Source organism: Paraburkholderia sp. NPDC080076 (genome assembly GCF_050281145.1).
Lineage (GTDB): Bacteria > Pseudomonadota > Gammaproteobacteria > Burkholderiales > Burkholderiaceae > Paraburkholderia.
Map to the genome: position 1 here is coordinate 192,607 of NZ_JBNNWQ010000003.1, position 21,404 is coordinate 214,010.

At 63.6% G+C, this 21,404-nt stretch carries 22 protein-coding genes; 11 read left to right on the forward strand and 11 right to left on the reverse strand.

Annotated features, from left to right (window positions below):
- Positions 1-7: 7 nt before the first annotated feature.
- Together ACQKRQ_RS13180 and ACQKRQ_RS13185 are read right to left on the reverse strand one after the other, a co-directional pair.
- Entirely contained in the window at positions 8-508 is a 501-nt protein-coding gene (locus ACQKRQ_RS13180; protein ID WP_132374354.1) for an aromatic-ring-hydroxylating dioxygenase subunit beta, read from the reverse strand.
- On the reverse strand, positions 505-1,788 hold the full coding sequence (locus ACQKRQ_RS13185; protein ID WP_132374355.1) for an aromatic ring-hydroxylating oxygenase subunit alpha: 1,284 nt from the start codon (positions 1,786-1,788) through the stop codon (positions 505-507). The genes ACQKRQ_RS13180 and ACQKRQ_RS13185 overlap by 4 nt, the downstream gene beginning before the upstream one ends.
- 104 nt (positions 1,789-1,892) lie before the next feature.
- Between ACQKRQ_RS13185 and ACQKRQ_RS13190 the strand changes: the two genes are divergently transcribed.
- Positions 1,893-2,813, forward strand: a complete 921-nt coding sequence (locus tag ACQKRQ_RS13190; protein WP_132374356.1) for a LysR family transcriptional regulator — start codon at positions 1,893-1,895, stop codon at positions 2,811-2,813.
- A gap of 13 nt (positions 2,814-2,826) precedes the next feature.
- Here ACQKRQ_RS13190 and ACQKRQ_RS13195 read toward each other — a convergent pair whose 3' ends face one another.
- The gene (locus ACQKRQ_RS13195) at positions 2,827-3,714 is read right to left on the reverse strand and encodes a LysR family transcriptional regulator (RefSeq protein WP_132374357.1); all 888 of its coding nucleotides are present in this window, start codon (positions 3,712-3,714) and stop codon (positions 2,827-2,829) included.
- A gap of 103 nt (positions 3,715-3,817) precedes the next feature.
- Between ACQKRQ_RS13195 and ACQKRQ_RS13200 the strand changes: the two genes are divergently transcribed.
- From ACQKRQ_RS13200 to catC, 3 genes are all read left to right on the forward strand, one after another.
- Positions 3,818-4,975 (forward strand): muconate/chloromuconate family cycloisomerase, encoded by a 1,158-nt coding sequence (locus tag ACQKRQ_RS13200; protein WP_427477396.1) that lies wholly within the window; start codon positions 3,818-3,820, stop codon positions 4,973-4,975.
- Positions 4,976-5,030: 55 nt separating this feature from the next.
- Positions 5,031-5,939: a catechol 1,2-dioxygenase gene (catA, locus tag ACQKRQ_RS13205; protein WP_427477398.1), complete on the forward strand. Its 909-nt coding sequence runs from the start codon at positions 5,031-5,033 to the stop codon at positions 5,937-5,939.
- A gap of 140 nt (positions 5,940-6,079) precedes the next feature.
- Positions 6,080-6,370 (forward strand): muconolactone Delta-isomerase, encoded by a 291-nt coding sequence (gene catC, locus ACQKRQ_RS13210; RefSeq protein ID WP_012433151.1) that lies wholly within the window; start codon positions 6,080-6,082, stop codon positions 6,368-6,370.
- Between the two features lie 49 nt (positions 6,371-6,419).
- Here the strand turns inward: catC and ACQKRQ_RS13215 are convergent, their stop codons facing one another.
- Together ACQKRQ_RS13215 and ACQKRQ_RS13220 are read right to left on the reverse strand one after the other, a co-directional pair.
- The gene (locus ACQKRQ_RS13215) at positions 6,420-7,397 is read right to left on the reverse strand and encodes a PDR/VanB family oxidoreductase (RefSeq protein WP_427477400.1); all 978 of its coding nucleotides are present in this window, start codon (positions 7,395-7,397) and stop codon (positions 6,420-6,422) included.
- Positions 7,398-7,559: 162 nt separating this feature from the next.
- On the reverse strand, positions 7,560-8,444 hold the full coding sequence (locus ACQKRQ_RS13220) for a LysR family transcriptional regulator (RefSeq protein WP_427477402.1): 885 nt from the start codon (positions 8,442-8,444) through the stop codon (positions 7,560-7,562).
- Between the two features lie 150 nt (positions 8,445-8,594).
- On the opposite strand from ACQKRQ_RS13220, the gene ACQKRQ_RS13225 reads away from it, so the two are divergent.
- Positions 8,595-9,344, forward strand: a complete 750-nt coding sequence (locus tag ACQKRQ_RS13225) for a sulfite exporter TauE/SafE family protein (RefSeq protein ID WP_427477404.1) — start codon at positions 8,595-8,597, stop codon at positions 9,342-9,344.
- A gap of 196 nt (positions 9,345-9,540) precedes the next feature.
- Here the strand turns inward: ACQKRQ_RS13225 and cynS are convergent, their stop codons facing one another.
- Together cynS and ACQKRQ_RS13235 are read right to left on the reverse strand one after the other, a co-directional pair.
- Complete coding sequence (gene cynS, locus ACQKRQ_RS13230) at positions 9,541-10,011, reverse strand: cyanase (RefSeq protein ID WP_132374363.1); 471 nt, start codon at positions 10,009-10,011, stop codon at positions 9,541-9,543.
- Between the two features lie 27 nt (positions 10,012-10,038).
- A complete protein-coding gene (locus ACQKRQ_RS13235) occupies positions 10,039-10,698 on the reverse strand; it encodes a carbonic anhydrase (RefSeq protein ID WP_427477405.1) in 660 nt (219 codons plus the stop codon).
- 123 nt (positions 10,699-10,821) lie between these two features.
- Here ACQKRQ_RS13235 and cynR point away from each other — a divergent pair, with 123 nt between their 5' ends.
- Together cynR and ACQKRQ_RS13245 are read left to right on the forward strand one after the other, a co-directional pair.
- The gene (gene cynR / locus ACQKRQ_RS13240) at positions 10,822-11,736 is read left to right on the forward strand and encodes a transcriptional regulator CynR (protein WP_408176599.1); all 915 of its coding nucleotides are present in this window, start codon (positions 10,822-10,824) and stop codon (positions 11,734-11,736) included.
- Between the two features lie 308 nt (positions 11,737-12,044).
- Positions 12,045-12,791 carry a glucose 1-dehydrogenase gene (locus tag ACQKRQ_RS13245; protein ID WP_132374366.1) on the forward strand — a complete coding sequence of 249 codons (747 nt, stop codon included), beginning with the start codon at positions 12,045-12,047 and terminating at the stop codon, positions 12,789-12,791.
- A gap of 61 nt (positions 12,792-12,852) precedes the next feature.
- On the opposite strand, the gene ACQKRQ_RS13250 is transcribed toward ACQKRQ_RS13245, so the two are convergent.
- Complete coding sequence (locus ACQKRQ_RS13250; RefSeq protein WP_132374367.1) at positions 12,853-13,737, reverse strand: LysR substrate-binding domain-containing protein; 885 nt, start codon at positions 13,735-13,737, stop codon at positions 12,853-12,855.
- A gap of 119 nt (positions 13,738-13,856) precedes the next feature.
- Here ACQKRQ_RS13250 and ACQKRQ_RS13255 point away from each other — a divergent pair, with 119 nt between their 5' ends.
- Together ACQKRQ_RS13255 and phnX are read left to right on the forward strand one after the other, a co-directional pair.
- Positions 13,857-15,089 carry a 2-aminoethylphosphonate--pyruvate transaminase gene (locus ACQKRQ_RS13255; protein WP_427477408.1) on the forward strand — a complete coding sequence of 411 codons (1,233 nt, stop codon included), beginning with the start codon at positions 13,857-13,859 and terminating at the stop codon, positions 15,087-15,089.
- A gap of 12 nt (positions 15,090-15,101) precedes the next feature.
- Positions 15,102-15,905, forward strand: a complete 804-nt coding sequence (gene phnX, locus ACQKRQ_RS13260) for a phosphonoacetaldehyde hydrolase (protein WP_132374369.1) — start codon at positions 15,102-15,104, stop codon at positions 15,903-15,905.
- A 36-nt stretch (positions 15,906-15,941) separates the two neighbouring features.
- On the opposite strand, the gene ACQKRQ_RS13265 is transcribed toward phnX, so the two are convergent.
- Positions 15,942-16,838, reverse strand: coding sequence for a LysR substrate-binding domain-containing protein (locus ACQKRQ_RS13265; protein WP_427477410.1), 897 nt, complete (start codon positions 16,836-16,838; stop codon positions 15,942-15,944).
- 64 nt (positions 16,839-16,902) lie between these two features.
- Positions 16,903-18,126, reverse strand: coding sequence for an amidohydrolase family protein (locus tag ACQKRQ_RS13270; RefSeq protein ID WP_427477411.1), 1,224 nt, complete (start codon positions 18,124-18,126; stop codon positions 16,903-16,905).
- A 255-nt stretch (positions 18,127-18,381) separates the two neighbouring features.
- On the opposite strand from ACQKRQ_RS13270, the gene ACQKRQ_RS13275 reads away from it, so the two are divergent.
- Positions 18,382-19,413 carry a sensor domain-containing diguanylate cyclase gene (locus ACQKRQ_RS13275; RefSeq protein WP_427477413.1) on the forward strand — a complete coding sequence of 344 codons (1,032 nt, stop codon included), beginning with the start codon at positions 18,382-18,384 and terminating at the stop codon, positions 19,411-19,413.
- Between the two features lie 13 nt (positions 19,414-19,426).
- Here the strand turns inward: ACQKRQ_RS13275 and ACQKRQ_RS13280 are convergent, their stop codons facing one another.
- A complete protein-coding gene (locus tag ACQKRQ_RS13280) occupies positions 19,427-20,335 on the reverse strand; it encodes a LysR family transcriptional regulator (protein WP_132374372.1) in 909 nt (302 codons plus the stop codon).
- Between the two features lie 128 nt (positions 20,336-20,463).
- Here ACQKRQ_RS13280 and ACQKRQ_RS13285 point away from each other — a divergent pair, with 128 nt between their 5' ends.
- A complete protein-coding gene (locus tag ACQKRQ_RS13285) occupies positions 20,464-21,246 on the forward strand; it encodes a glucose 1-dehydrogenase (protein ID WP_427477415.1) in 783 nt (260 codons plus the stop codon).
- Positions 21,247-21,404 lie beyond the last annotated feature (158 nt).

Below are 21,404 nucleotides of genomic sequence, written 5' to 3' on the forward strand. Positions count from 1 at the left end.
CAGGAGATCAGAGCAGGAAGCCGATCGCGCTCAACGCTTCGGTCGAATCGATCAGCCGGATCACCTTCTGCACGATGCGCGGCTCGCCGCTCGCGAAACTGATGCGATGCGTGAGGTCCGCGGCGAACAGCGTCGACTTGCCGCGTTTATAGGCAACGATGACTTGCGCCGAATTCACCGTGACCTCATCGCTGGCGTCGCTCGTGAGTGTGAATCGCGACACGGTGCGCACCGTGCGGGCGGCGTCGCTCGCCGAGGCCGAATAGCCGGACGTCATGCGTTGCACGCGTTTTTCGCGCATGTCCTGATCGTCGTATGCGTAGTTCAGCGTGGCGGCGAAGTCGGTGGTGTCGTGATCGATCGGCACCACGTAGAAGCCCGCCGGGTCCCACAGCGTGAGCCACTCGCGATAGTCCTTGCGATCCAGCAGTTCGGCTTCGCGCCAGATCAGTTCGATCGCACCGGCAAATGTCTTCTGCGAAAACAGCGTATTTCTGTCGTCCATCATGCTTGCTCCATCATCGTGCGCCATTGCGCGTACGCTTCGCGCATGCCGGTTTCGTCGGTGGCGTGGGCGGTTTTTTCACCGTTTGGCGCTGTGCTCTCGCGATTCAAGCCGCGGTTCACGAGAATCGGCAGATCGGGGCCCGCCTGCGAGCCGCGCTGCACCCGCTCCCACGCTTCGGCGTCATCGGGGCTGCCGAAACCGAACGGGCCCTGGAAGTGTTCGTGAATGCGCAGACGCACGCGGTTCGCTTCCTCGGGGCCGCCGTCCATGGCGAGCGCGACGTGGCGGATCTCGGTCTCGTTCGCTGAAATAGGCCGCAGCACGCGGAAAAAGGCCATCGACAGCGCGAGGTTTGGAAACAGGTTCAGATTGAAGCCGACGCCCATCAGTGAGCGTACGATGCGGCGCACTTCTTCCGGCGTGTGGTCCTTCGCGAGCGAGGCGGCGAGTTCTTCGAAGCGTTCGGGAATTGGCGCGCCGTCGTCCTTGTCGAGATCGACGATCTCCGGCACCAGCACGGCGAGGCTGTGGCCGTTGCCGAGCGAGCGGCAGAAGGCTTCGTCGCTGGTCATGAAACTCGTGATCGCGGCGGCGGTTTCGTCGTCGATCGACTTCATCCAGGACTTGTGGACTACCGGGAAGTGATACAGGTCGGTGGTGTTCTCGAGCTGGATCTTCCAGTTGCCGTTGAAGCGGAAGCGATGCTCGCCGTTAGCCTTGATCGGATAGCCCGCGCCTTGCTTCATGAACAGATCGATCCACGGCTTGGCACCGCCGAGGAAATCTTCGAGCGGCTCGATGTCCTGATTGAAGCTCGCGAAGATCAGGCCTTGATAGATGCCCACGCGCAGACTGGCGAGCGGCAGTTCGGTCTTGTCGACCACGCCTTCGTAACCGTCGCCGTATGGCAATGCGCGCAATGCGCCGTCGAGGCCATAGGTCCAACTGTGATATGGGCACGTGAAGCCTTTGGCGTTGCCCTTGTGCTGTTCGCAGACGGTCGCGCCGCGGTGACGGCAGCGGTTCTGCAGGACGTTGACTGCGCCGCTCTTGTCGCGCACCACGATCACCGGCTGACGGCCGATCGTGGTGGTGCGGAAGTCGCCCGGATTCGGCAGCTCGCTTTCGTGCGCGACCCAGATCCACGTCTTGTAGAAAATGCGCTCGAGTTCCGCTTCGAAGACAGCCGGGTCGTAGTACAGCGACGGGGCCACGCGATCGGACTGCGCGCGCTGATATAACGCGCTCGTGTCGACGGTCTGATATGAGGATTCGCTCATGGCTGTGTAGGTGGGGTGGTCGATGAAGCGCAGTCTCGCCGACTCGTTGATATGCGTCAAATTGATCTAAAATGAAATATAAAATCAACCGCATGGATATCTCGATGAACTCGCTGGACCACGTCGACCTCAATTTGCTGCGCGTTTTTCAGGCGATCGTCGAAGAACGCAGCCTCACCCGCGCGGGCGAGCGGCTGGCGCTGTCGCAACCCGCCATCAGCTATTCGCTGGGGCGTTTGCGCACGCTGTTCGACGATCCGCTGTTCATCCGCACGCGGGCCGGCATGCAGCCCACGCCGATCGCGCTGGAACTGTCCACTATCGTGTCCCGCGCGCTCGATACGGTGCGCGAAGCGCTGCGTTACGCGGAGCATTTCGACCCGGCGGTGAGCACGCGCACGTTCCGGCTATCGCTCTCGGACGCGGGCGAACTGGCCTATCTGCCGCCGATCTGCGAGGCTTTGCACCGGCAGGCGCCGCGTGTGAGATTGCGCATCGAGCCGTTGCCGGTCGAGGAAATGGAAGACGCACTGCGCGCGAGCCGGCTCGATTTCGCCATCGGCAATCTGCCCACGCTGACCGCGCGTACACGGCATCAGGCGCTGTTCGAAGAGACGTACGTGTGTATGACGAGGAAGCGCCGCGGCCTGCCGCGCACGAAGGACCTGAGCCTGAAGGCGTTTCTGGATGCGTCGCACGTGCAGATCAGCTCGGTCGAGCACAGCCACCATGCGCTCGACGACGAATTCCGCGCGCAAGGCGTCGGGCGTCATATTGCGCTGGAACTACCGCATTTCGTGGCGTTGCCGAGTGTGCTGGCCGTCACGGATTTGTTCGCCACGCTGCCGCGGCGTCTCGCGCATATTTTCAATCGCGACGGCGGCTTTCAGATCTATGAGTTGCCCGTGACCTTGCCGATCGCGGCGGTTACGATGCACTGGCACGAGCATTTCGATCAGGACGAGGGCAACGTGTGGCTGCGCAACCTGATGGGGGATATCGTGCGGCGCTTCGACGAGAAGTGACTGCCGGGCCGCGTCAGGCCCGTTTGAACAGGTCCCGTGCGATCGAACACAGCAGTGTGGTGGTCGGCGATTCATCCTGCTGACGCCGGCTCATGATGATTGGCGAAGCGATATTGGCCGCCGGAATGGGCCGGTAGACCACGCCGTGCGCGCGCAGACCTTCCACGCTTTCCGGCACGAGGCACACGCCCACTTGCGCCGCCACCAGACCCAAAGCGGTCTGCAATTCCCGCACTTCGTGGATCGCTTTCGGCTCCAGCGCATGGTCGTGCATGGCCGATAGCTGCTGGTCGGCATAGCTCGGGCGCGGCGTGCTCGGGTAGACGATCAGGGTTTCCTGCGCGAGGGCTGCGAGCGTCAGCGGCTTCTTCTGCCGGGCGAGCGGATGGTCTTGCGGCAGCGCGGCAATCATTCTTTCCTCTAGAAGGACTTCGCGCGCGAGTTGCGCATCGTCAAAACGCAGGCGGCCGAAGCCCACGTCGATACGGCCGCCCTTGAGCGCCGCGAGTTGTTCGATCGTGAACATCTCGATCAGCGACAGTTCGATATGCGGCGCCGCCTCGCGAAACGCGCGGATCACGGCGGGCAGCGCGCCGTACAGCGTCGACGGCACGAAGCCGATCACGACGCGCTCGGCCAGTTGCGCGAGGCGCCGCGTGAGCGGGGCGAGTTCGTCCGCTTCGTCGACGAGGCGCTTGGCCTGCGTATAGAAAATCCGCCCGGCTTCGGTCAGTCGCAGCGGCCGCGAACCGCGCTCGAACAGCGCCAGCCCGACGCTTTCCTCGATCTGCTGGATCTGGCGGCTAAGCGGCGGCTGCGTCATATGCAGGCGATGGGCGGCCCGCGTGATGTTCATCTCTTCCGCGACCGCGATGAAGTAGCGGAGTTGGCGTAGTTCCATGCATACCCCTACGGTATGGAAGTAGTCGGAATCGGTGTTGGACTGCTTCGCGGGTTGTTTCTACTATTGGGGCTCCCGGTCAAGCAGTTCAGGAGGGCAACGAATGATAGCAACACCCGTGAAGATCGAGAGCGTGGAGACGATTCTCGTCGACGTACCGACGATCCGTCCGCATCGCCTCTCGGTCGCAACGATGAATTGCCAGACACTGGTGCTGGTGCGCATCCGTTGCGCGGACGGCTTGGTCGGCGTGGGCGAGGGCACCACGATCGGCGGCCTCGCTTATGGCGAGGAAAGCCCGGAAAGTATCAAGGCCAACATCGACACCTATTTCGCGCCCCTGCTCAAAGGGTTGGACGCGACGCGTCCGGGCGCCGCGATGGCGAAACTGCGCGAGCTGTTTCAGGGCAACCGTTTTGCGAAATCCGCGCTGGAAACGGCTTTGTTCGATGCGCAGGCACAACGCCTCGGCGTGCCGCTGTCGGAGTTGTTCGGCGGCCGCGTGCGCGATTCCGTGGAGGTGGCGTGGACGCTCGCGAGCGGCGACACGCAGCGCGATATCGACGAAGCCGAGCAGGTGTATGAAACGAAGCGTCATCGCGTGTTCAAGCTGAAGATCGGCACGCGTGCGGTCGCCGAGGACGTGGCGCATGTCGTCGCGATCAGAAAAGCATTGGAAGGACGCGGCGAAGTGCGCGTCGATGTGAACCAGGCGTGGAGCGAATCGGAGGCGATCTGGGCCGCGCGGCGTTTTGCCGATGCGGGCGTGACGCTGATCGAGCAGCCCATCGCGGCCGAGAATCGCGCGGGCCTCAAGCGTCTGACCGACCTCGCTCAGGTGCCGATCATGGCCGACGAAGCACTGCACGGCCCGGCCGATGCGTTCGCCGTCGCCAGCGCGCGCGCCGCCGATGTATTCGCCGTGAAGATCGCGCAATCGGGCGGCCTCGTGGGCGCGGCGCACGTGGCGGCCATCGCGTCGGCCGCGAATATCGACCTGTATGGCGGCACGATGCTCGAAGGCGCGGTCGGCACGATCGCCTCGGCGCAACTCTTCAGCACCTTCGGCGAGTTGAAGTGGGGCACGGAACTGTTCGGCCCCTTGCTGCTGACCGAAGAGATCCTCATCAAACCGCTGCGCTACGAGAATTTCGCGCTGCATCTGCCTCAAGGTCCGGGTCTTGGCATCACGCTCGACTGGGACAAGATCGACCGCCTGCGGCGCGATACGCGCAAAGGCGCCAGCGTCACTACGAACTGAAGCACTGAAGGCTCATCCGTTAGCCATCCAGAACATCAATCGAAGGAGATACCCCATGAACAAGCAAGCTATCGACGCGCTGCTCAATAAAATCAACGACAGCGCCACCAGCGAAGGCAATCCGCGCACCAAGCAGATCGTCAACCGGATCGTGCAGGACCTGTTCTATACGATCGAAGACCTCGACGTGCAGCCCGCCGAATTCTGGACCGCGCTGAACTATCTCGGCGACGCCGGCAAGAGCGGTGAACTCGGTCTGCTGGCCGCGGGTCTGGGTTTCGAGCATTTTCTCGATCTGCGTCTGGATGAAGCGGAGGCGAAGGCCGGCATTGAAGGCGGCACGCCGCGCACGATCGAAGGCCCGTTGTATGTGGCCGGCGCGCCGGTCTCCGATGGGCATGCGCGCCTCGACGACGGCACCGATCCGGGCCAGACGCTGATCATGCGCGGCCGCGTGCTGGGCGAAGACGGCAAGCCGCTCGCTCACGCGCTCGTCGAAGTGTGGCACGCGAACCATCTCGGCAACTACTCGTACTTCGATAAATCGCAGCCGGCCTTCAATCTGCGCCGCTCGATCCGTACCGACGCCGAAGGCAAATACAGCTTCCGCAGCGTCGTGCCGGTCGGCTATAGCGTGCCGCCGCAAGGCCAGACGCAACTGTTGCTCGATCAACTCGGCCGTCATGGGCATCGTCCGGCGCATATTCACTTCTTCGTTTCCGCGCCAGGTTTTCGCAAGCTGACCACGCAGATCAACATCGACGGCGATCCGTATCTGTGGGACGACTTCGCGTTCGCCACGCGCGACGGCCTCGTGCCGGCGGTCAAGCAGGCTGAAGGCGCCGAAGGCAAACCGTATGGCGTGGAGGGTAATTTCGCGCTGATCGATTTCGACTTCACGCTGTTCAAGGAGCGCGACAATCTGCCGGACGCCGAAGTGGAGCGTCTGCGCGCTGAAGCCTGATGCCGCTTTCGCAGGGCTGAAACCGGGCACCTGAGAGAAAACGCCCGGACATATCGCACGAATCTGTCGGCCCTGGTTGCGCGGCGCGATTGGCCGGGCCGCCAGGGCTTTTTTGTTACCGATCAGAGAGGAGAGCAAGCATGCTGTTTCACGTTGAGATGACCGTCCACCTGCCGGCCGATATGGATGCCGAACGCGCCGCGCGCCTGAAGGCCGATGAGAAGGCGATGTCGCAAAGGCTTCAACAGGAGGGCGTGTGGCGGCATCTGTGGCGCATTGCCGGCCGCTACGCAAATATCAGCGTGTTCGACGTGGAGAGCCCCGCGCATCTGCATGACGTGCTGAGCCAGTTGCCGCTGTTTCCGTATATGGATGTGGAAGTGCGCGCGCTGTGCCGGCATGCGTCGTCGATTCGCGACGACGACCGGTAAGACGAGGCGGTTGTGAAAGGTGCTGCGAACGCAGCACCTTGTTGATGCTTTAGAGATCCAGCACCAGAACCGGCGACGCGGCGCGTGAAATGCAGCAGCAGATCACCTTGCCGCTCGCGCGTTCCGCTTTGCTCAGGCAATGGTCACGATGCTCGGGCGTGCCACTCACCACGTCGACCATGCACGTGCCGCACACGCCTTCACCGCACGACGTATCCACTTCGATGCCGATCGACGCCAGCGCCGCGACGATGGTCGTGTCCTTGTCCACGCGCACGGTCGCGCCGCTGCTCGCGATCTGCACGTCGAAGGTATCGAGCGTGACCGATTCGGAGTTCGTGGTTGAAGCCGGCTCAGCGGCAAAGCGTTCGAGATGAATCGCTTCCGACGCGACATGCGTTTCGCCGATCGCCACCACACGTTCCATGAAAGGCGCCGGCCCGCAGGTGTAAACGTGCGTGCCTTCGCGCGCATTCACAAAACAATCGCCGAGCACCGCATCGAGTTGCTCGCGCGCGACGCCGAAGTGGAGCTTCACATAATCGCTGAACGGCGCGCGTGAGAGCAGCGGCAAGAACGCCGCGTGCTCCGCGCTACGCGCGAAATAGTGCAACACGAAGCGCTGCTGCTGCTTGAGCAGACGGTACGCCATGCTCAGGAGCGGCGTGACGCCAATGCCGGCGGCGATCAGAATATGTTCTTCGGCGCCCGGCGCGAGTTGGAACAGATTGCGCGGCACGCCGATGGTCAATTTGCTGCCGACCGTGACATCCTCATGCAGCGAACGCGAGCCGCCGCGCGACGTGTCTTCGCGCTTCACGGCGAACAAATGCGCGTCCCGCTGATCCGGGTCGCCGCACAACGAATACTGCCGCGTGACGCCGGACGGTCCGGTGACGTCGATGTGCGCGCCGGGTTCGTAGTGATCGAACGGTTGCCCGTCCAGGCGCGAGACGCTGAACGAGCGCACGCCATGCGCTTCGTCGCGAACGCTATCGACGCGCACGTTGAAGGTGGTTCTTTCCATGATCTTGCCGGCAAAAGAGAGGCGGACGGCGCATGCAGCGAGCCGCATGCGGTTGTGCGTCAAGGATAGGAAACCGCGCTAAATCAGGCAAATCGATTAAAAATGGTTAGTCAGATAAATTAGACTGATAATGCTGCGGCGCAGACGCACCAGGCCGTAGCTTCAAATCCCGGCCAGATGCCGCACCAACGCCTTTTCCGGTCGCGGCATTGCGTTCAGGTCGCGCATGCAGATCAGCAACTGGCGCGCGGCCCAGCTATCGGTCAGCTCGATCGTGCGGATGCCGGGCGTGCCGCGATAGCGCTTCGCCGCGGTGGCCGGCACGATTCCCACGCCGGCGCCTTGTTCGACCATGCAGCAGATGGCGTCGAACGTCCGCACGTGGGTGCGGAAGCTGAGCGGCTGCCCGGCCAGCAGCGCGCGCTCGCCGAGGTAGGCCTGCAACGCGCTGTCCGCGCTCAGTCCGATGAACTCCCTGTCCGCCACTTCCGCGAGCGTGGTGCGGCGGCGGGTGGCGAGCGCGTCGTCGCGGCTCGTGATCAACACGAGTTTGTCGATGGCGAAGGGGAAGGTCTGCAACGCGCCATGTTCGACCGCATCGGAAATGATGCCGATTTCAGCCGCGCCGCTCAGCACCGCCTTGACCGTTTCGCTGCTTTGACGCTCCTTCAAGTCGATCTGCACATTGGGGTGATCGCGCAGAAAGAGGCCGATCGTGGAGGGCAGGAACTCGGTGATGGCCGCCGTGTTGGTCCACAGGCGTATGCAGGCTTTGCGGCCTTCCTGATGCTCGCCCAGTTCGCCTTGCATTCTTTCGATCTGCCCGAGTACGAGCCGCGCGTGATGCGCGAGCGTGTCGCCCGTCGGCGTGGATTCGACGCCGCGTCGGCCGCGTTCGAGCAGCGGCATGCCGAGCGCGTCTTCCATGCCGCGCAGCCGCGCGCTCGCCGACGGCAGCGACATGTTCGCGCGCGCGGCGCCGTGAGTGATGCTGCCGGTTTCGAGGATATGCAGAAACAGGCGTAGATCGATGAGATCGAAGCGCATGGAGGAACGGGTTGTTGTTCGGTTGTGGGCGAGGCTCAGCCTGTGGTCACAGCCTTAGCCCCAGCCTAAGTCACAGTAAGTATCTTACGCATTGTGGCCGTCCTCGCGGCGATTGAAAATTGCCGACATCACTTCAATAACAACATTCCGATGATCTCTTCGTTTGCAATGCGTGCGGGCGTGGTCGCCGCGACTTTCGTGGTCGCCGGCTTCGTCAAGGGGGTGACCGGCATGGGACTGCCGACCGTCGCCATGGGTGTGCTCGGCACGCTGATGCTGCCGGCGCAGGCTGCCGCGATGCTGCTGTTGCCGTCGTTCGTGACGAACGTCTGGCAACTTTTCGCGGGTCCGAGCGTGCGGGCGCTCCTCAAACGCTTGTGGCCGATGATGCTGGGCATCGTCGCCGGAACGGTCGCGGCCGCGTCGTTCATTGCGGGCGGGGGCGGCGAGTGGGCCGTGGTCGGACTCGGCGCCGCGTTGACGCTCTACGCCGTGGCCGGTTTGCTGGCGTGGCGCTTTTCAGTGCCGGCGCGGCACGAGCGCTGGTTGTCGCCGGCAATCGGCGCGGTGACGGGCGTCGTCACAGGCGGCACTGGCGTGTTTGTCGTGCCGGCAGTACCGTATCTGCAGGGGCTGGCATTGAAGAAAGAAGATCTGGTGCAGGCGCTCGGCTTGTCGTTCACGGTGTCGACCATCGCTCTGGCGATCGGACTTACCAGAGAGCACGCGGTTGCCGCCGGCGATCTGCGCGAATCGCTCTTCGCCGTGGTCCCGGCGCTGCTCGGCATGTGGATCGGACAGCGCGTGCGTGGACGCATTAGCGCGCAAACGTTCAGGCGCTGGTTCTTTATCTGCCTTCTCGGACTGGGCATTCAATTGATGGCGCGCGCATTCGTTTAATCAGGCAGTAGTGAAAGCGAACGTGGAAGGAGCAAATCGTGTGGCCCATTATTCTGGATACGCTCGGCGCGCTGGCAGTGCTGGCCAGCGTGGCCGCGCAGATCATGTTGCTGCGTAAGTGCTGAATTCACTGCGTCGTAAGCGGTGGCAGTGCCATTCATGGAGCCGTTCTCACCAGAACGGCTCCACGCCCCCCTCAGAACGGTTTGGTCGGCAGATACTTGCCGTCCAGCGTGATGACGGCACGGTGACCGCCTTCTGGATCGTCGACTTTCTTGATGTCGAGCTTGAAGTTGATCGCGCTGATGATGCCGTCGCCGAACTGCTCGTGAACCAGCGCCTTCAGCGTCGAACCGTAGATCTGCACCATCTCGTAGAAGCGGTAGATGGTCGGATCGGTCGGCACGCCGCCCGGAATGCTGCCGCGTAGCGGGATGGTTTGCAGCAGACGCACCGCATCTTCGCCGAGTTCGAGTTTGTCGGCCACGACCTTGGCGGCGTTGGCCGGCAGCGGATGCTGGCCGAGCAACGCGGCGGTGACGAATGCAAGACTCAGACCCGTGCCTTCGTTGATCTGCTCGAACGTCAGATTCTTGCGAACCTTTGCGTCGATGATCGCGTCGGTCAGGGCTTCACGCGGGGCCTGGCTGTATTGGGATTGCGTCATGATGAATTTCCTCGAGGGTAAGTAAAGTCAGGCCGCGACGTCGAGTCGAGCCGGGGTGGCACATGCATGCGGATGTTCCGCGAGAGAAACGAAGCGGTTCGTCGAACCGTCGAGCGTATCGATCGAGCCGGTTTCGATGTCGTACACCCAGCCGTGCAGCGCCAGACGTCCCTGTTCGAGGGCGAGCCGCACGGAAGGATGGGTCTTGATGTTCGCGAGTTGCGCGATCACGTTTTCACGGACCATCGAGTCGACCCGGTCGCGTTCGCTTTTGTGCTCGCGCGCCTCGTTGACGATTTTCGCGGAATCCGCGTAATGGAGCCAGTTGCGCACGGCAGGCATATGGTCCATGCATTTGCAGGTCGCGATGGCCGTCATCGCGCCGCAGTCGGAATGACCGCAGATCACCACATCGGTGACGCCGAGCGCGGCGACCGCGTACTCGACCGTGGCGGTCACGCCGCCCGGCTCCGGGCCGTACGACGGCACGATATTGCCCGCGTTGCGGATCACGAACAGATCACCGGGCTCGCGCTGCGTAACGAGTTCCGGCACCAGCCGGCTGTCCGAGCACGAAATGAACAAGGTACTCGGGTGCTGGCTCGTGGCCAGCTTCCTGAACAACTCGGAGCGCTGCGGAAAGGCGTCGCGCTGAAACTTCAGGAAGCCGTCGATGATGTCTTGCATGGTTCGCTCCATCGGGGTGTGGGTTGGGAATCGATGGATGAAGAATGCGCCGATCAAACTATAGCGTCCAAGACTGGTCTATTATTCTCTCGATAGGGAAGACCAATAGTTCGAGAGGACATCATGCTGCTCAGGCACATCCGATATTTTCTTGCAGTCGCCGAGCACCGCAATTTCACGCGCGCGGCCGAGGCGCTGCACGTGTCGCAGCCGACGCTGTCGCAACAGATCCGGCAACTGGAAGACACGTTGCGGGTGCAATTGCTCGACCGGTCCGGCCGCACGATCCAGCTGACCGACGCCGGCACGGCCTATGTGCACTACGCGCAGCGCGCGCTGCAGGACCTGGAGGCGGGCAAGCGGGCGATTCACGACGTACAGGAGTTGAGCCGCGGTTCGCTGCGTCTCGCGATGACGCCGACATTCACCGCCTACCTGATCGGCCCGCTTCTGGAGAAGTACAACCGCCGCTATCCGAACATCACGCTGAACATCCTCGAAATGCCGCAGGACCGGATGGAGGCGTTGCTGAACGAAGATGCGCTCGACATCGGCATCGCATTCGACGAGACGCACACACCCGACATCGAGACGCAGACGCTATTCGTCGAAGCACTGGCGATGGTGGTCGGCAACGCGCACCCGTATGCGAAGCGTCGTTCCGCGTTGAAGCTAAGTCAATTTGAAAACGAAGCGCTCGTGCTGCTTAACGAAGAGTTCGCAACGCGTCAGTACATCGATCGATATTGCAGACAGCACGGCATTTCGCCGCGCATCGCGATGGAGGTGAACTCGATTGGCGCGGTCGTTCAGATCGTGCGCCGCAGTGCGCTCGCCACGCTGCTGCCGGCCGCGATCGCGCGCGAGCATAGCGATCTGTTTCTCGTGCAGTTGGAGCCGGCTCTGCCGCAGCGTACGGCTGCGCTGCTATTGCGCAAGGGCGCGTATCGGAACGCGGCAACGCGGGCCTTCATTGAGCTCGCGCTCGAAGAGCGTGCGGCTGAAACAGGTGGGCGGCGCGCAAAGGCTGTTTTGTGAAACGCTGACGGTTTGAACCGCCTACACTGACAGGGGAGAGCCCTGTTCGGTCTTATGTGCGCGCTTACTCGCGATCCCCCATTCGCGCTGGGCGGGTGACGCCGCCACTCGCATCAAGCCTTCGAGCTATCCGCGTCACCTGTCGTCCGATTGTTCGGCTCAACCGACGTATCTATTCGCCTTCAGCCGCTTTATCCCTACGGCCGACGTGCCTACATTGTCACCAGTGTCAGCGCCAGTGCATTTCCACCGCAGCCCGCGAATCTTCGCGACAGCGTCGGCGCCAATCCCATTTAAAGGAATCGATCATGAGCAAACTCACAGGTAAAGTTGCTGTCGTAACCGGTGCATCGAAAGGTATCGGCGCGGCGATCGCCAAGGCATTGGCGGCGCAAGGCGCTTCAGTGGTGGTGAACTATTCGTCGAGCAAGGCGGGCGCGGACGGCGTGGTCGAAGCGATTACCGCCGCCGGTGGCAAGGCCGTGGCCGTTGCAGGCGACGTGTCGAAAGCGGCGGACGCGCAAGGCATCATCGATACGGCTGTGGAAACGTATGGCCGTCTCGACATTCTCGTCAACAACTCGGGCGTGTATGAATTCTCGCCGATCGAAGAGATCACCGAAGAGCATTTCCACAAGCACTTCAACGTGAACGTGCTGGGTCTGCTACTGACCACGCAGGCAGCGGTCAAGCATCTCGGCGAAGGCGGCAGCATCGTCAATATCAGTTCGGTGGTGAGCCGCATCACGCCGCCGGGCAGCGCGGTCTATACCGCCACCAAGGGCGCCGTCGACGGTATTACGGGGGTGCTTGCACGTGAGCTCGGCCCGCGCAAGATCCGCGTCAATTCGGTGAATCCGGGCATGGTTGCAACCGAAGGCACGCATAGCGGCGGCATCATCGGTTCCGACTTTGAAACGTGGGCCGTCAGCACGACGCCGCTCGGCCGTATCGGCCAGCCTGACGATATCGCCGATGTCGTCGCCTTCCTCGCCTCCGACGACGCGCGCTGGCTGACGGGCGAAAGCCTGATCGCGAGCGGTGGATCGCGTTAAGCGGATTGGCGCGAAGAACGAAAGCCGCCCGCAGGCGTCGCCTGCCGGGCGGCTTTTCGTTTTATCCAGCCGGCGTAGCAGGCGCAGGCTTGGTCAACTCCACCGCGAACAACGCGTCCAGCAGATGCGATCCCGGCCGCTCGGCGAGCCGCGTCAGCGATTCGATCATCCGCACCTGACAGTCCTGTAGCGGAATCATTCTGATCCGCCGCGATTCGTTGAATTCCGCGCGCGCGATCACGCCCACGCCCATGCCTTGCGCGACCGCTTCTTCGAGCGCCTCGCGGCCGTCCACGTACATCACCGGTTCCACCTGCAGCGATTCGCGCACCAGTTCGATCTCCAGCAACTGCTGCGTAACGGATTGCGACTCGCGGAAAATCATCGGCTGCTGCACCAGTTCGGTGTAGCTCAGCTTGCGTTTCTTCGCCACCGGATAGCTCGCGGGCACCATCGCGACCAGGGGATCGCGCCGCAACACACGCGCCTCGAGGCGGCTGTGCACTTGCGGCGCGGCGGTAATGGCCGCGTCGACGGCGCTCGAGAGCACGCGCTGCATGCAGTCCGCGGCGTTGGCGATGGACAGCGTCACGACGATGCCCGGATGCAGCTTGCGAAATGCGCTGATCAACGCGACCGCCAGATCGGGCGCGTCCGCGGCCAGCGACAGCGAGCCGGATTCGAGCCCGCCCGCCGATTCGAGCAGTTGCCGCGCGTCGCGCTCGCAACTGAGCATCTGCCGCGTCACGCTGAAGAGGCGCAGACCGAGTTCGGTAGTCTCGACGCCGCGCGGCCCGCGTTCGAACAGTTTGACGCCGTAATCCTGCTCAAGCCGCCGCACATGATCCGATACGGCCGGCTGCGTGAGCGAGAGCGCCTGCGCCGCTTTGGAAAACCCGCCATGTTCCGCGACCGCATGAAACGCCCGCAATTGCGCGTATTGCACGTGTGCCTCGCCGAGCTATAAGTTATTGCGATACCTACATCGATTATATCGATTTTACCGATGCCGCGCGTTTCTGTACTGTGTGAGCCACCGAAACAGCGATATCGGAGATTCCGACCATGGACAGCGTGATCGACCGCTCCCCAGCCGTGAACGCCGCAAGTTCTTCCACCGTGACGTGCGCGGCACCGGCCAAAGGCGAGCCGTACCTGTTGACGCCCGGGCCGCTCACCACGGCGTTCTCGACCAAGGAGGCGATGCTGCGCGACTGGGGTTCGTGGGACGGCGATTTCCGCGCGATGACCGCGCTGCTGCGCAACAGCCTGCTGGAGATCGCCGGCGACACCGCCGGCGAATACGACTGCGTGCCGTTGCAAGGCAGCGGCAGCTATTGCGTCGAAGCAATGCTCGGCAGTCTGATTCCGCGCGACGGCCACGCGCTCGTGCTGGCCAACGGCGCGTACGGCAAGCGCATTGCGACCACGCTCGGCTATCTCGGCCGCGCCTGCACGGTGCTCGACAAGGGCGATTACCTGCCGCCGCGCGGCGCGGAAGTGGAGCGCACGCTGGACGCCGATCCGGGCATCACGCACGTGGTCGCCGTGCATTGCGAGACCAGTTCGGGGATTCTCAATCCCATCGAGGAAATCGCCGCCGCCACCGCGAGGAAGGGCCGCAAGCTGCTGATCGATTCGATGAGCGCCTTCGGCGCAGTGCCGCTCGACGTGCGCGAGATTGTCTGCGAGGCCTTCGTGTCGTCGGCGAATAAGTGTATCGAGGGCGTGCCTGGTTTTGGTTTCGTGATCGCCCGCAAGAGCGCGTTGCTGGAGGCGAAGGGCCGCAGTCACTCGCTCTCGCTCGACGTCTACGACCAGTGGGACGTGATGAACCGCACCGGCCAGTGGCGGTTCACGCCGCCCACGCACACCGTGGCCGCGTTTATCGAGGCGCTGCGTCTGCACAAACTCGAAGGCGGCCAGCCCGGACGTCTCGCGCGCTACGCGAACAATCGCAACGTGCTGGTGGCCGGCATGCACGAACTCGGCTTCGAGCCGCTGCTGAACGCACGCTGGCGCTCGCCGATCATCGTGACGTTTTTCGCGCCGGCGCATCCGTCGTTCAAGTTCGAGCGCTTCTATGAATTGATGAAGGAGCAGGGCTTCATCATCTATCCGGGCAAGTTGACGGTGGTGGACAGCTTCCGTATCGGCTGCATCGGCCAGGTGGATGAGCACGTGATGCGCCGCGTCGTCGAAGCGTGCGGCAACTCGCTGCGGACGATGGGCGTCGAGCACGCCGCCCCGCCGGCGGCTGCGATCGAAGAACGCAAGACATTGGCCGACGCGGCCTGAGGAACGAAGTCAATGAAACACGTAAAAGCAGTGATTTTCGATTGGGCCGGCACGGTGGTCGATTACGGTTCGTTGGCACCAATGGGTGCCTTCGTCGAGACATTCGAGCAATTCGGCGTGTCGATCACGATCGATGAAGCGCGCGGCCCGATGGGCATGGCCAAGCGCCCGCATATCGCGGCGCTGATGGCGTTGCCGCGCGTCGCGCAAGCCTGGGCCGACAAATACGGGCACGCGCCGGGCGAAGCGGATATCGACGCCGTGTACGACGTATTCGTGCCGAAGAACATCGCGGTGGCGGCGAGCTACAGCTCGGTGATTCCGGGCGTGGCCGAGGTGGCGAGCGCGCTGCGCGGCGACGACATCCGGATCGGCACGACCACCGGCTATACGCGCGAGATCATGGCCGAGATCCTGCCGGGCGCGGCGGCGCAGGGTTTCTCGCCGGACAGCATCGTGTGCACCGGCGATACGCCGGAAGGGCGGCCGTCGCCGTACATGATCTACAAGACGTTGCCGGAACTGGGCGTCTGGCGCGCGAAGGATGCGATCAAGGTCGACGACACCGAGGTCGGCATCGAAGAAGGCATCAACGGCGGCACGTGGGCGGTCGGAGTCGCGGTGAGCGGCAATGCTTTCGGCATGGCCGAAGACGACGTCAAGGCGTTGGCGCCGGATGAGTTCGCATGGCGTCGCAAGGCGGCGATCGAGAAGCTGCAGGCGGCGGGCGCGCATTATGTGATCGACAGCGTCGCGGATCTGATGCCGGTGGTGTACGACATCGAGGCGCGCCTCGCGCGCGGCGAGCGGCCTTGATCAGCAGAGAGGCCTCAGACGCCTCTCTCTAACGAATTACTCGAAAAATCCCACCGCCAGATCGATAAACTCCCGGATCTTGCGCGGCACGAACTCGCGGCTCGGGTACACGAGCGAGACCGCCACGTCGCCGTTGAGCACGGCGTGGTCGTCCAGAATCCGCACCAGCGTGCCCGCGCGCAATTCATCGTTGACCATCTCCAGCGGCAGCAGCGCGATGCCCATCGCGCCGAGCGCCGCCTGTTTCTGCATGATCATGCTGTTGACCGTGAACGACGCATCGAGCGCGATGCTCTCTTCGCCACCGTCCCCCTTGCTGAACACCCAGGTCTGCGGGCTCGTATCGAGCGGCGCGGTGATCACCCGATGCCGCGCGAGGTCGGCGGGCGTCTTCGGATGACCCGCCTGGGCGAGGTAAGCGGCCGACGCCACCGGCACCGCGTGCGAATTGATCAGGCGGCGCACCACCAGCGACTCTGAGCGGATCATGTGCTCGGTCACGATGCCGACGTCGAAACCCCCTTCGAGCAGGTCGACACGTTTTTCCGTGAGCGTGACCCGCAGATTCACATGCGGAAACTTGGCCTGATACTCCGCGAACAGCGGCGTGAGGCGAAATAGCGAAAAGCTGCCCAGCGCCACGATGCGCAGATCGCCCGCGACTTCTTTCGAGGCGGTGGTCGCGCGCGATTCGACTTCTTCGAGTTCCGCCATCAGGAGGCGGCAACCGTCGGCATACTCCGCGCCCGCTTCGGTCAGCACCACCTTGCGCGTGGTGCGCTGGAACAGGCGAATGCCGAGATGCTTTTCAAGGCTCGACACGTGGCGCGTCACCACCGAGGTCGAGACGCTGAGTTGCTCCGCGGCCTGCGCGAAGCTGCCCGCGTCGGCGACCTTGACGAACGCCTGCATGGCCTGAAAGAGATTGATCATGTGAATGCGAAATACGTTGTAGCGAGTGACGTGGCGCGTGCGCGCAGCCGCGCCGCCGTCGTGTTCAATTCAGGGATTCGGGCGCCGCGCCGTGGCGTGCGACGATCTGGCCGTTGGCCACCACGAGCTTGCGAGGCGGCCGCGCGACGAGCGCATGTGCGAGCGTGTCGGCATCGACCAGCACGAGGTCGGCGCGCGCGCCGGCGTGCAGGCCGTAGTCCGTGAACCCGCAGGCGCGCGCGGCCGTGCTGCTCACGCAGTCGAAGGCGAGCGCGAGGTCGTCGTCGCGGCGCAGGCCGTAGCGCATCGCGATCAGCATCGCGCGCTCCAGCATGTCCGGCGAGCCGTAAGGCGTCCACGTGTCGCGAATGCCGTCGTTGCCGCCGAATAGCGTGACGCCTTTTTCAAGGCAGGCTTTGAGCGGCGGCACCGGCGTCGAGGCGGGCGCGGTGGTCAGCAGCGCAACGCGCAGATCGGCGAGGCGCTCGAGCAACGCGTCGCGTTCGCGCTCGGGCAGCGCGCCCAGACAGAACGCGTGACTGACCACCACCTGGCCTTGCATGCCGAGCGCGGCGACGCGGTCGAGCAGAAGGCCGAGCGTGAAAGCGCCGATTTCGCCGGGCTCGTGCAGGTGAATGTCGATCGGTTTGTGGTGACGGTCCGCGAGCCCGAACGTCACATCCAGCGAAGCCACCGGATCGCCGTCGATCAACGCCGGATCGAGCGCGCCGAGTACATCGGCGCCCGCGTTCAACGCGCCGTCGAGCAATGCATCCGTACCCGCGCGACCAAGCAGCCCCGATTGCGGAAACGCGACGATCTGCATGTCGAGCACGTCGCGCAGCGCGTCGCGCGTGGCAAGCACACCTTCCAGATGACGCAGGCCTGCGTCGGTGTCGATATCGACGTGCGTGCGCAGGCGCGTCGTGCCCGCCTGCAGAAACGCGCGCGCGAGTGCGAGCGACTGCGCGCCCGCGTCATGGCCGCTTTCGGCGCGCCAGCGTCGTTCGTTTTCGATGCGGTCGGTCAGCTTCGGCCCGACCTCGTTGCGATACCAGCGCATGCCCCAGTTGGTTTTGTCCAGATGCGTATGGCCTTCGACGAAACCCGGCAGCAGCAACGCGCCCGCGCCGTCCTCGAGCGTCACGCCGGGCTCGCGCGACAGACCCGCGCCGATTGCGGCGATGCGGCCGTCGGCGATCGAGACGTCGACCTGGGTGCCGTCGGCGAGGCGGACGTTGGTGATGAGCGAGGCGCTCGTCGGGCGGTGTTGGGCGGTTGTCGTCATGAGAACAGGTCGGCGGCGTCGCGTGCTTGAACAAAGCGCGGCGAAGGTGTGGGCAATTGTCTGTTGAAAAGGACGTGCCGCCTGTTTTTTGAGCAAACGCGGGCGGCGCGTGACCGGCGGGTGAATTGTACTTCCTGGCGCCCCACGCCGATCCGCACGGCCGGCTCTGGCTTGCGCGCGGACAAGCTTCACGGCCGCTCAAGTTTCGCGTGCTGGTGCCGTTGACACGAGCTAATTACATTCTGGAACCCAGCCGTGCAACTCGCCTTCAGTAACGACCGTCTGTCCAGCCGCATGCAGTTCGATTCGTCCGCCGCCGGCGAACCCGAGGTGGAATCGTCGGTCATCGAATGGCTGTTGCACGACGATCAGGTGATGCGCGAATGCTTCACCCACGCAGCCGAAATTCTCAAGAGCGTGACCGGCGCGGCGATCACCGCGATCACGCTGCTCGACGAGGAGTACCAGCATTACCGCGCCGAGGTCGGCATGGCGATGCCGCTCGTCACGCGTGCCCGCTCGCTCGCCGACTATGCCGTGCGCGACGAGGAGCTGTTCGTCATCGAAGATGCGCACGACGACGCGCGTTTCGGCGAATGCATGCTGGTGCAGCGGCATCCCTTCGTGCGCTTCTATGCGGCGATTGCGTTGCGCGCGCCCAATGGCGAGATCGTCGGCGCGTTGTGCGCGATGGACCCGTCGCCCGGCCGGCTCGACGCGGGGCAGCGCGGCGTGTTCTACCACCTGCGCGCAATGATCGAGAACGATCTGAAGATGCGCACGGCCACCGCGATCGATCCGCTGACACAGCTGTACAACCGCCGTTTCCTGCTGGAGAGCATCACGCGCCGCTGGAAAGAGGCGCAGGACGGCGACGTGATGGGTTCGGTCGTGGTCGACGTGGACTGGTTCAAGCAGTACAACGACACCTATGGCCACCAGGCGGGCGATCAATGCCTGCGCAAAGTAGCCTCGGTGATGCAGGCGGCGGCCGATGGCGAACGCGTCATCGTCGGGCGCATGGGCGGCGAGGAGTTCGGCCTGCTGGTGTTGCAAGCGGAGCACGCAGCGCTCGAAGACACGCTCGACACGCTGCGCCAGGGCGTGGTGGATCTGGCGATCGAGCATCGCGCGTCGCCGCTCGGCAGGGTGACGGTAAGCGTGGGCGCGTCGTTGACGCGCATTAGCGAAACGTCACGGCCGGCGCATCGCGAGGGTTTCGCGAGCGCGGACCGGGCGCTGTATCGATCGAAACATGGCGGTCGAAACCAGGTGACGATGGCGTAGACCGCCTCTGCGTTCAGGGAGTCTCGTGCAGCGCGCCGAGCTGGCTCACCCAGTCGGCGAACACGCGAAGTTTGGTGCTGTAACGGCGGCTCGGCGGATAGGCGAGATAAACCTGCAGCGGCTCGGGCCGCCAGTCCGTCAGGATCGGCACGAGATCGCCGCGCTCCACGGCCGGCCGCACCATGAAATCCAACGTATGAACAATGCCGAGTCCCGCGAGCGCGGTGGCCAGATGCGCATTGCTCTCGCTCACCATGACTGTATTGCGGACGTTGTCGAGCACGAGAGGCTCGCCGTCCTTGAGGAAATGCAAGGGCTGCACGAATCCGCTGCTCGCCGAAAAATAACCGACCACCGCATGCCGGTCATCGACGATCTGACGCGGGTGCAAGGGCGCGCCATGTTCGGCCAGATACGCCGGGCTCGCGCAAGTCGTCCAGCGTAGCGAGCCGATGGCGTGTGTCACCAAAGCGGGGTCATCCGCCGTGCTGCGAATCGCGCAGTCGATGTTCTCCGCGATCAGATCGGCGGTACGGTCCGTCACGCTCAAGCGCACCTGAAGGTCCGGGTAGCGCGCGCAAAATTCCGGGAGCGCGGGAATCAGAATGCCGCTCGCGGTCGAGCCGCCGGTATCGACCCGCAGCACGCCGCGCGGACTTGCGCGGTCGCGACCCAAGGTCGCCTCGATATCGTCGAGTTCGCTCAGCAGGTGCCGCGTGCGTTCGTAATACGCCGTGCCGTCCGTCGTGACATTGACGCTGCGCGTGCTGCGTTCGAGCAGTTTCACGCCCAGGTGATCTTCGAGCGACTTGACCCACTTGCTGACTGTCGCGTTGGGCATCTGCAGCGACTGCGCCGCACGGCCGAAGCCACCGGTTTCCACCACCCGCGCAAAGATGCGGATGGCCTGCAAGTGATCCATGTGGGCTCCCTTCGACTAGATTATCCACAGTCGTGAATAAAGAAACCACAGGATACATATTTATCTCCGTGTGTGCATGAAATAAGCTGGGCGTCATGGTCAACCGACCTCACACACAGGAGCAGTTCATGAATCAATCCACACTCGAAAACGTCAATCCCCGCAAACACGCCGGCAAGATCGTGCTGGTGACCGGCGGCAGCAGCGGCATCGGCCTTGCCGCCGCAACGCGTTTCGCTCAGGAAGGCGCGACCGTCTACATCACCGGCCGGCGTCAGGCGGAACTCGACGAAGCGGTGGAGCGCATCGGCCACGGCGCGGTCGCGATTCGCGCGGACATCTCGTCAGCCGCCGACCTCGAGCGGATGTTCAGTACGCTGCAGGCCGCCCACGACCGGCTCGACATTCTGTTCGCGAATGCGGGCGGCGGCGAGTTTTCGCCGCTCGGCGCGATTACCGAGGCGCAGTTCGACAAGTACTTCGGCATCAACGTCAAAGGCACGCTGTTCACGGTGCAGAATGCCTTGCCGTTGATGCGGCCAGGCAGCGCGATCGTCATCACGGGTTCGATCGCCGGAAGCAAGGGTATGCCGGCCTTCAGCGTGTATGCCGCGACCAAGGCCGCGCTGCGTTCATTCGCCCGCACATGGGCGACCGATCTGAAGGGCCGCGGAATTCGCGTCAATGTGGTGGCGCCGGGCGTAGTGGTCACGCCGGCCTACAAATCCGAACTCGGTATGAGCGACGAGCAGATCGACGCCTTCAGCCGGCAGGCCAGCGAGACCACGCCGCTTGGCCGCGTCGGCGAACCGGACGAGATCGCCAAGGCCGTCTCGTTCCTCGCTTCCGACGACGCGAGCTTCATCACGGGGATCGAAATGGCTGTCGACGGCGGTATGGCTCAGGTGTAGTACTACCAGGCAATCGTCGAGTCGTCATACGAAAGGCCGGTTTTTCCGGCCTTTTTTGCATGTGAAGAGGCAACGCGCCACGCGCATTCAGAAAAACATACCGATACGCATCAAGCGAATCGGTGGCGTGTATCCAATCAATGCGTCCGCGTAGCGTT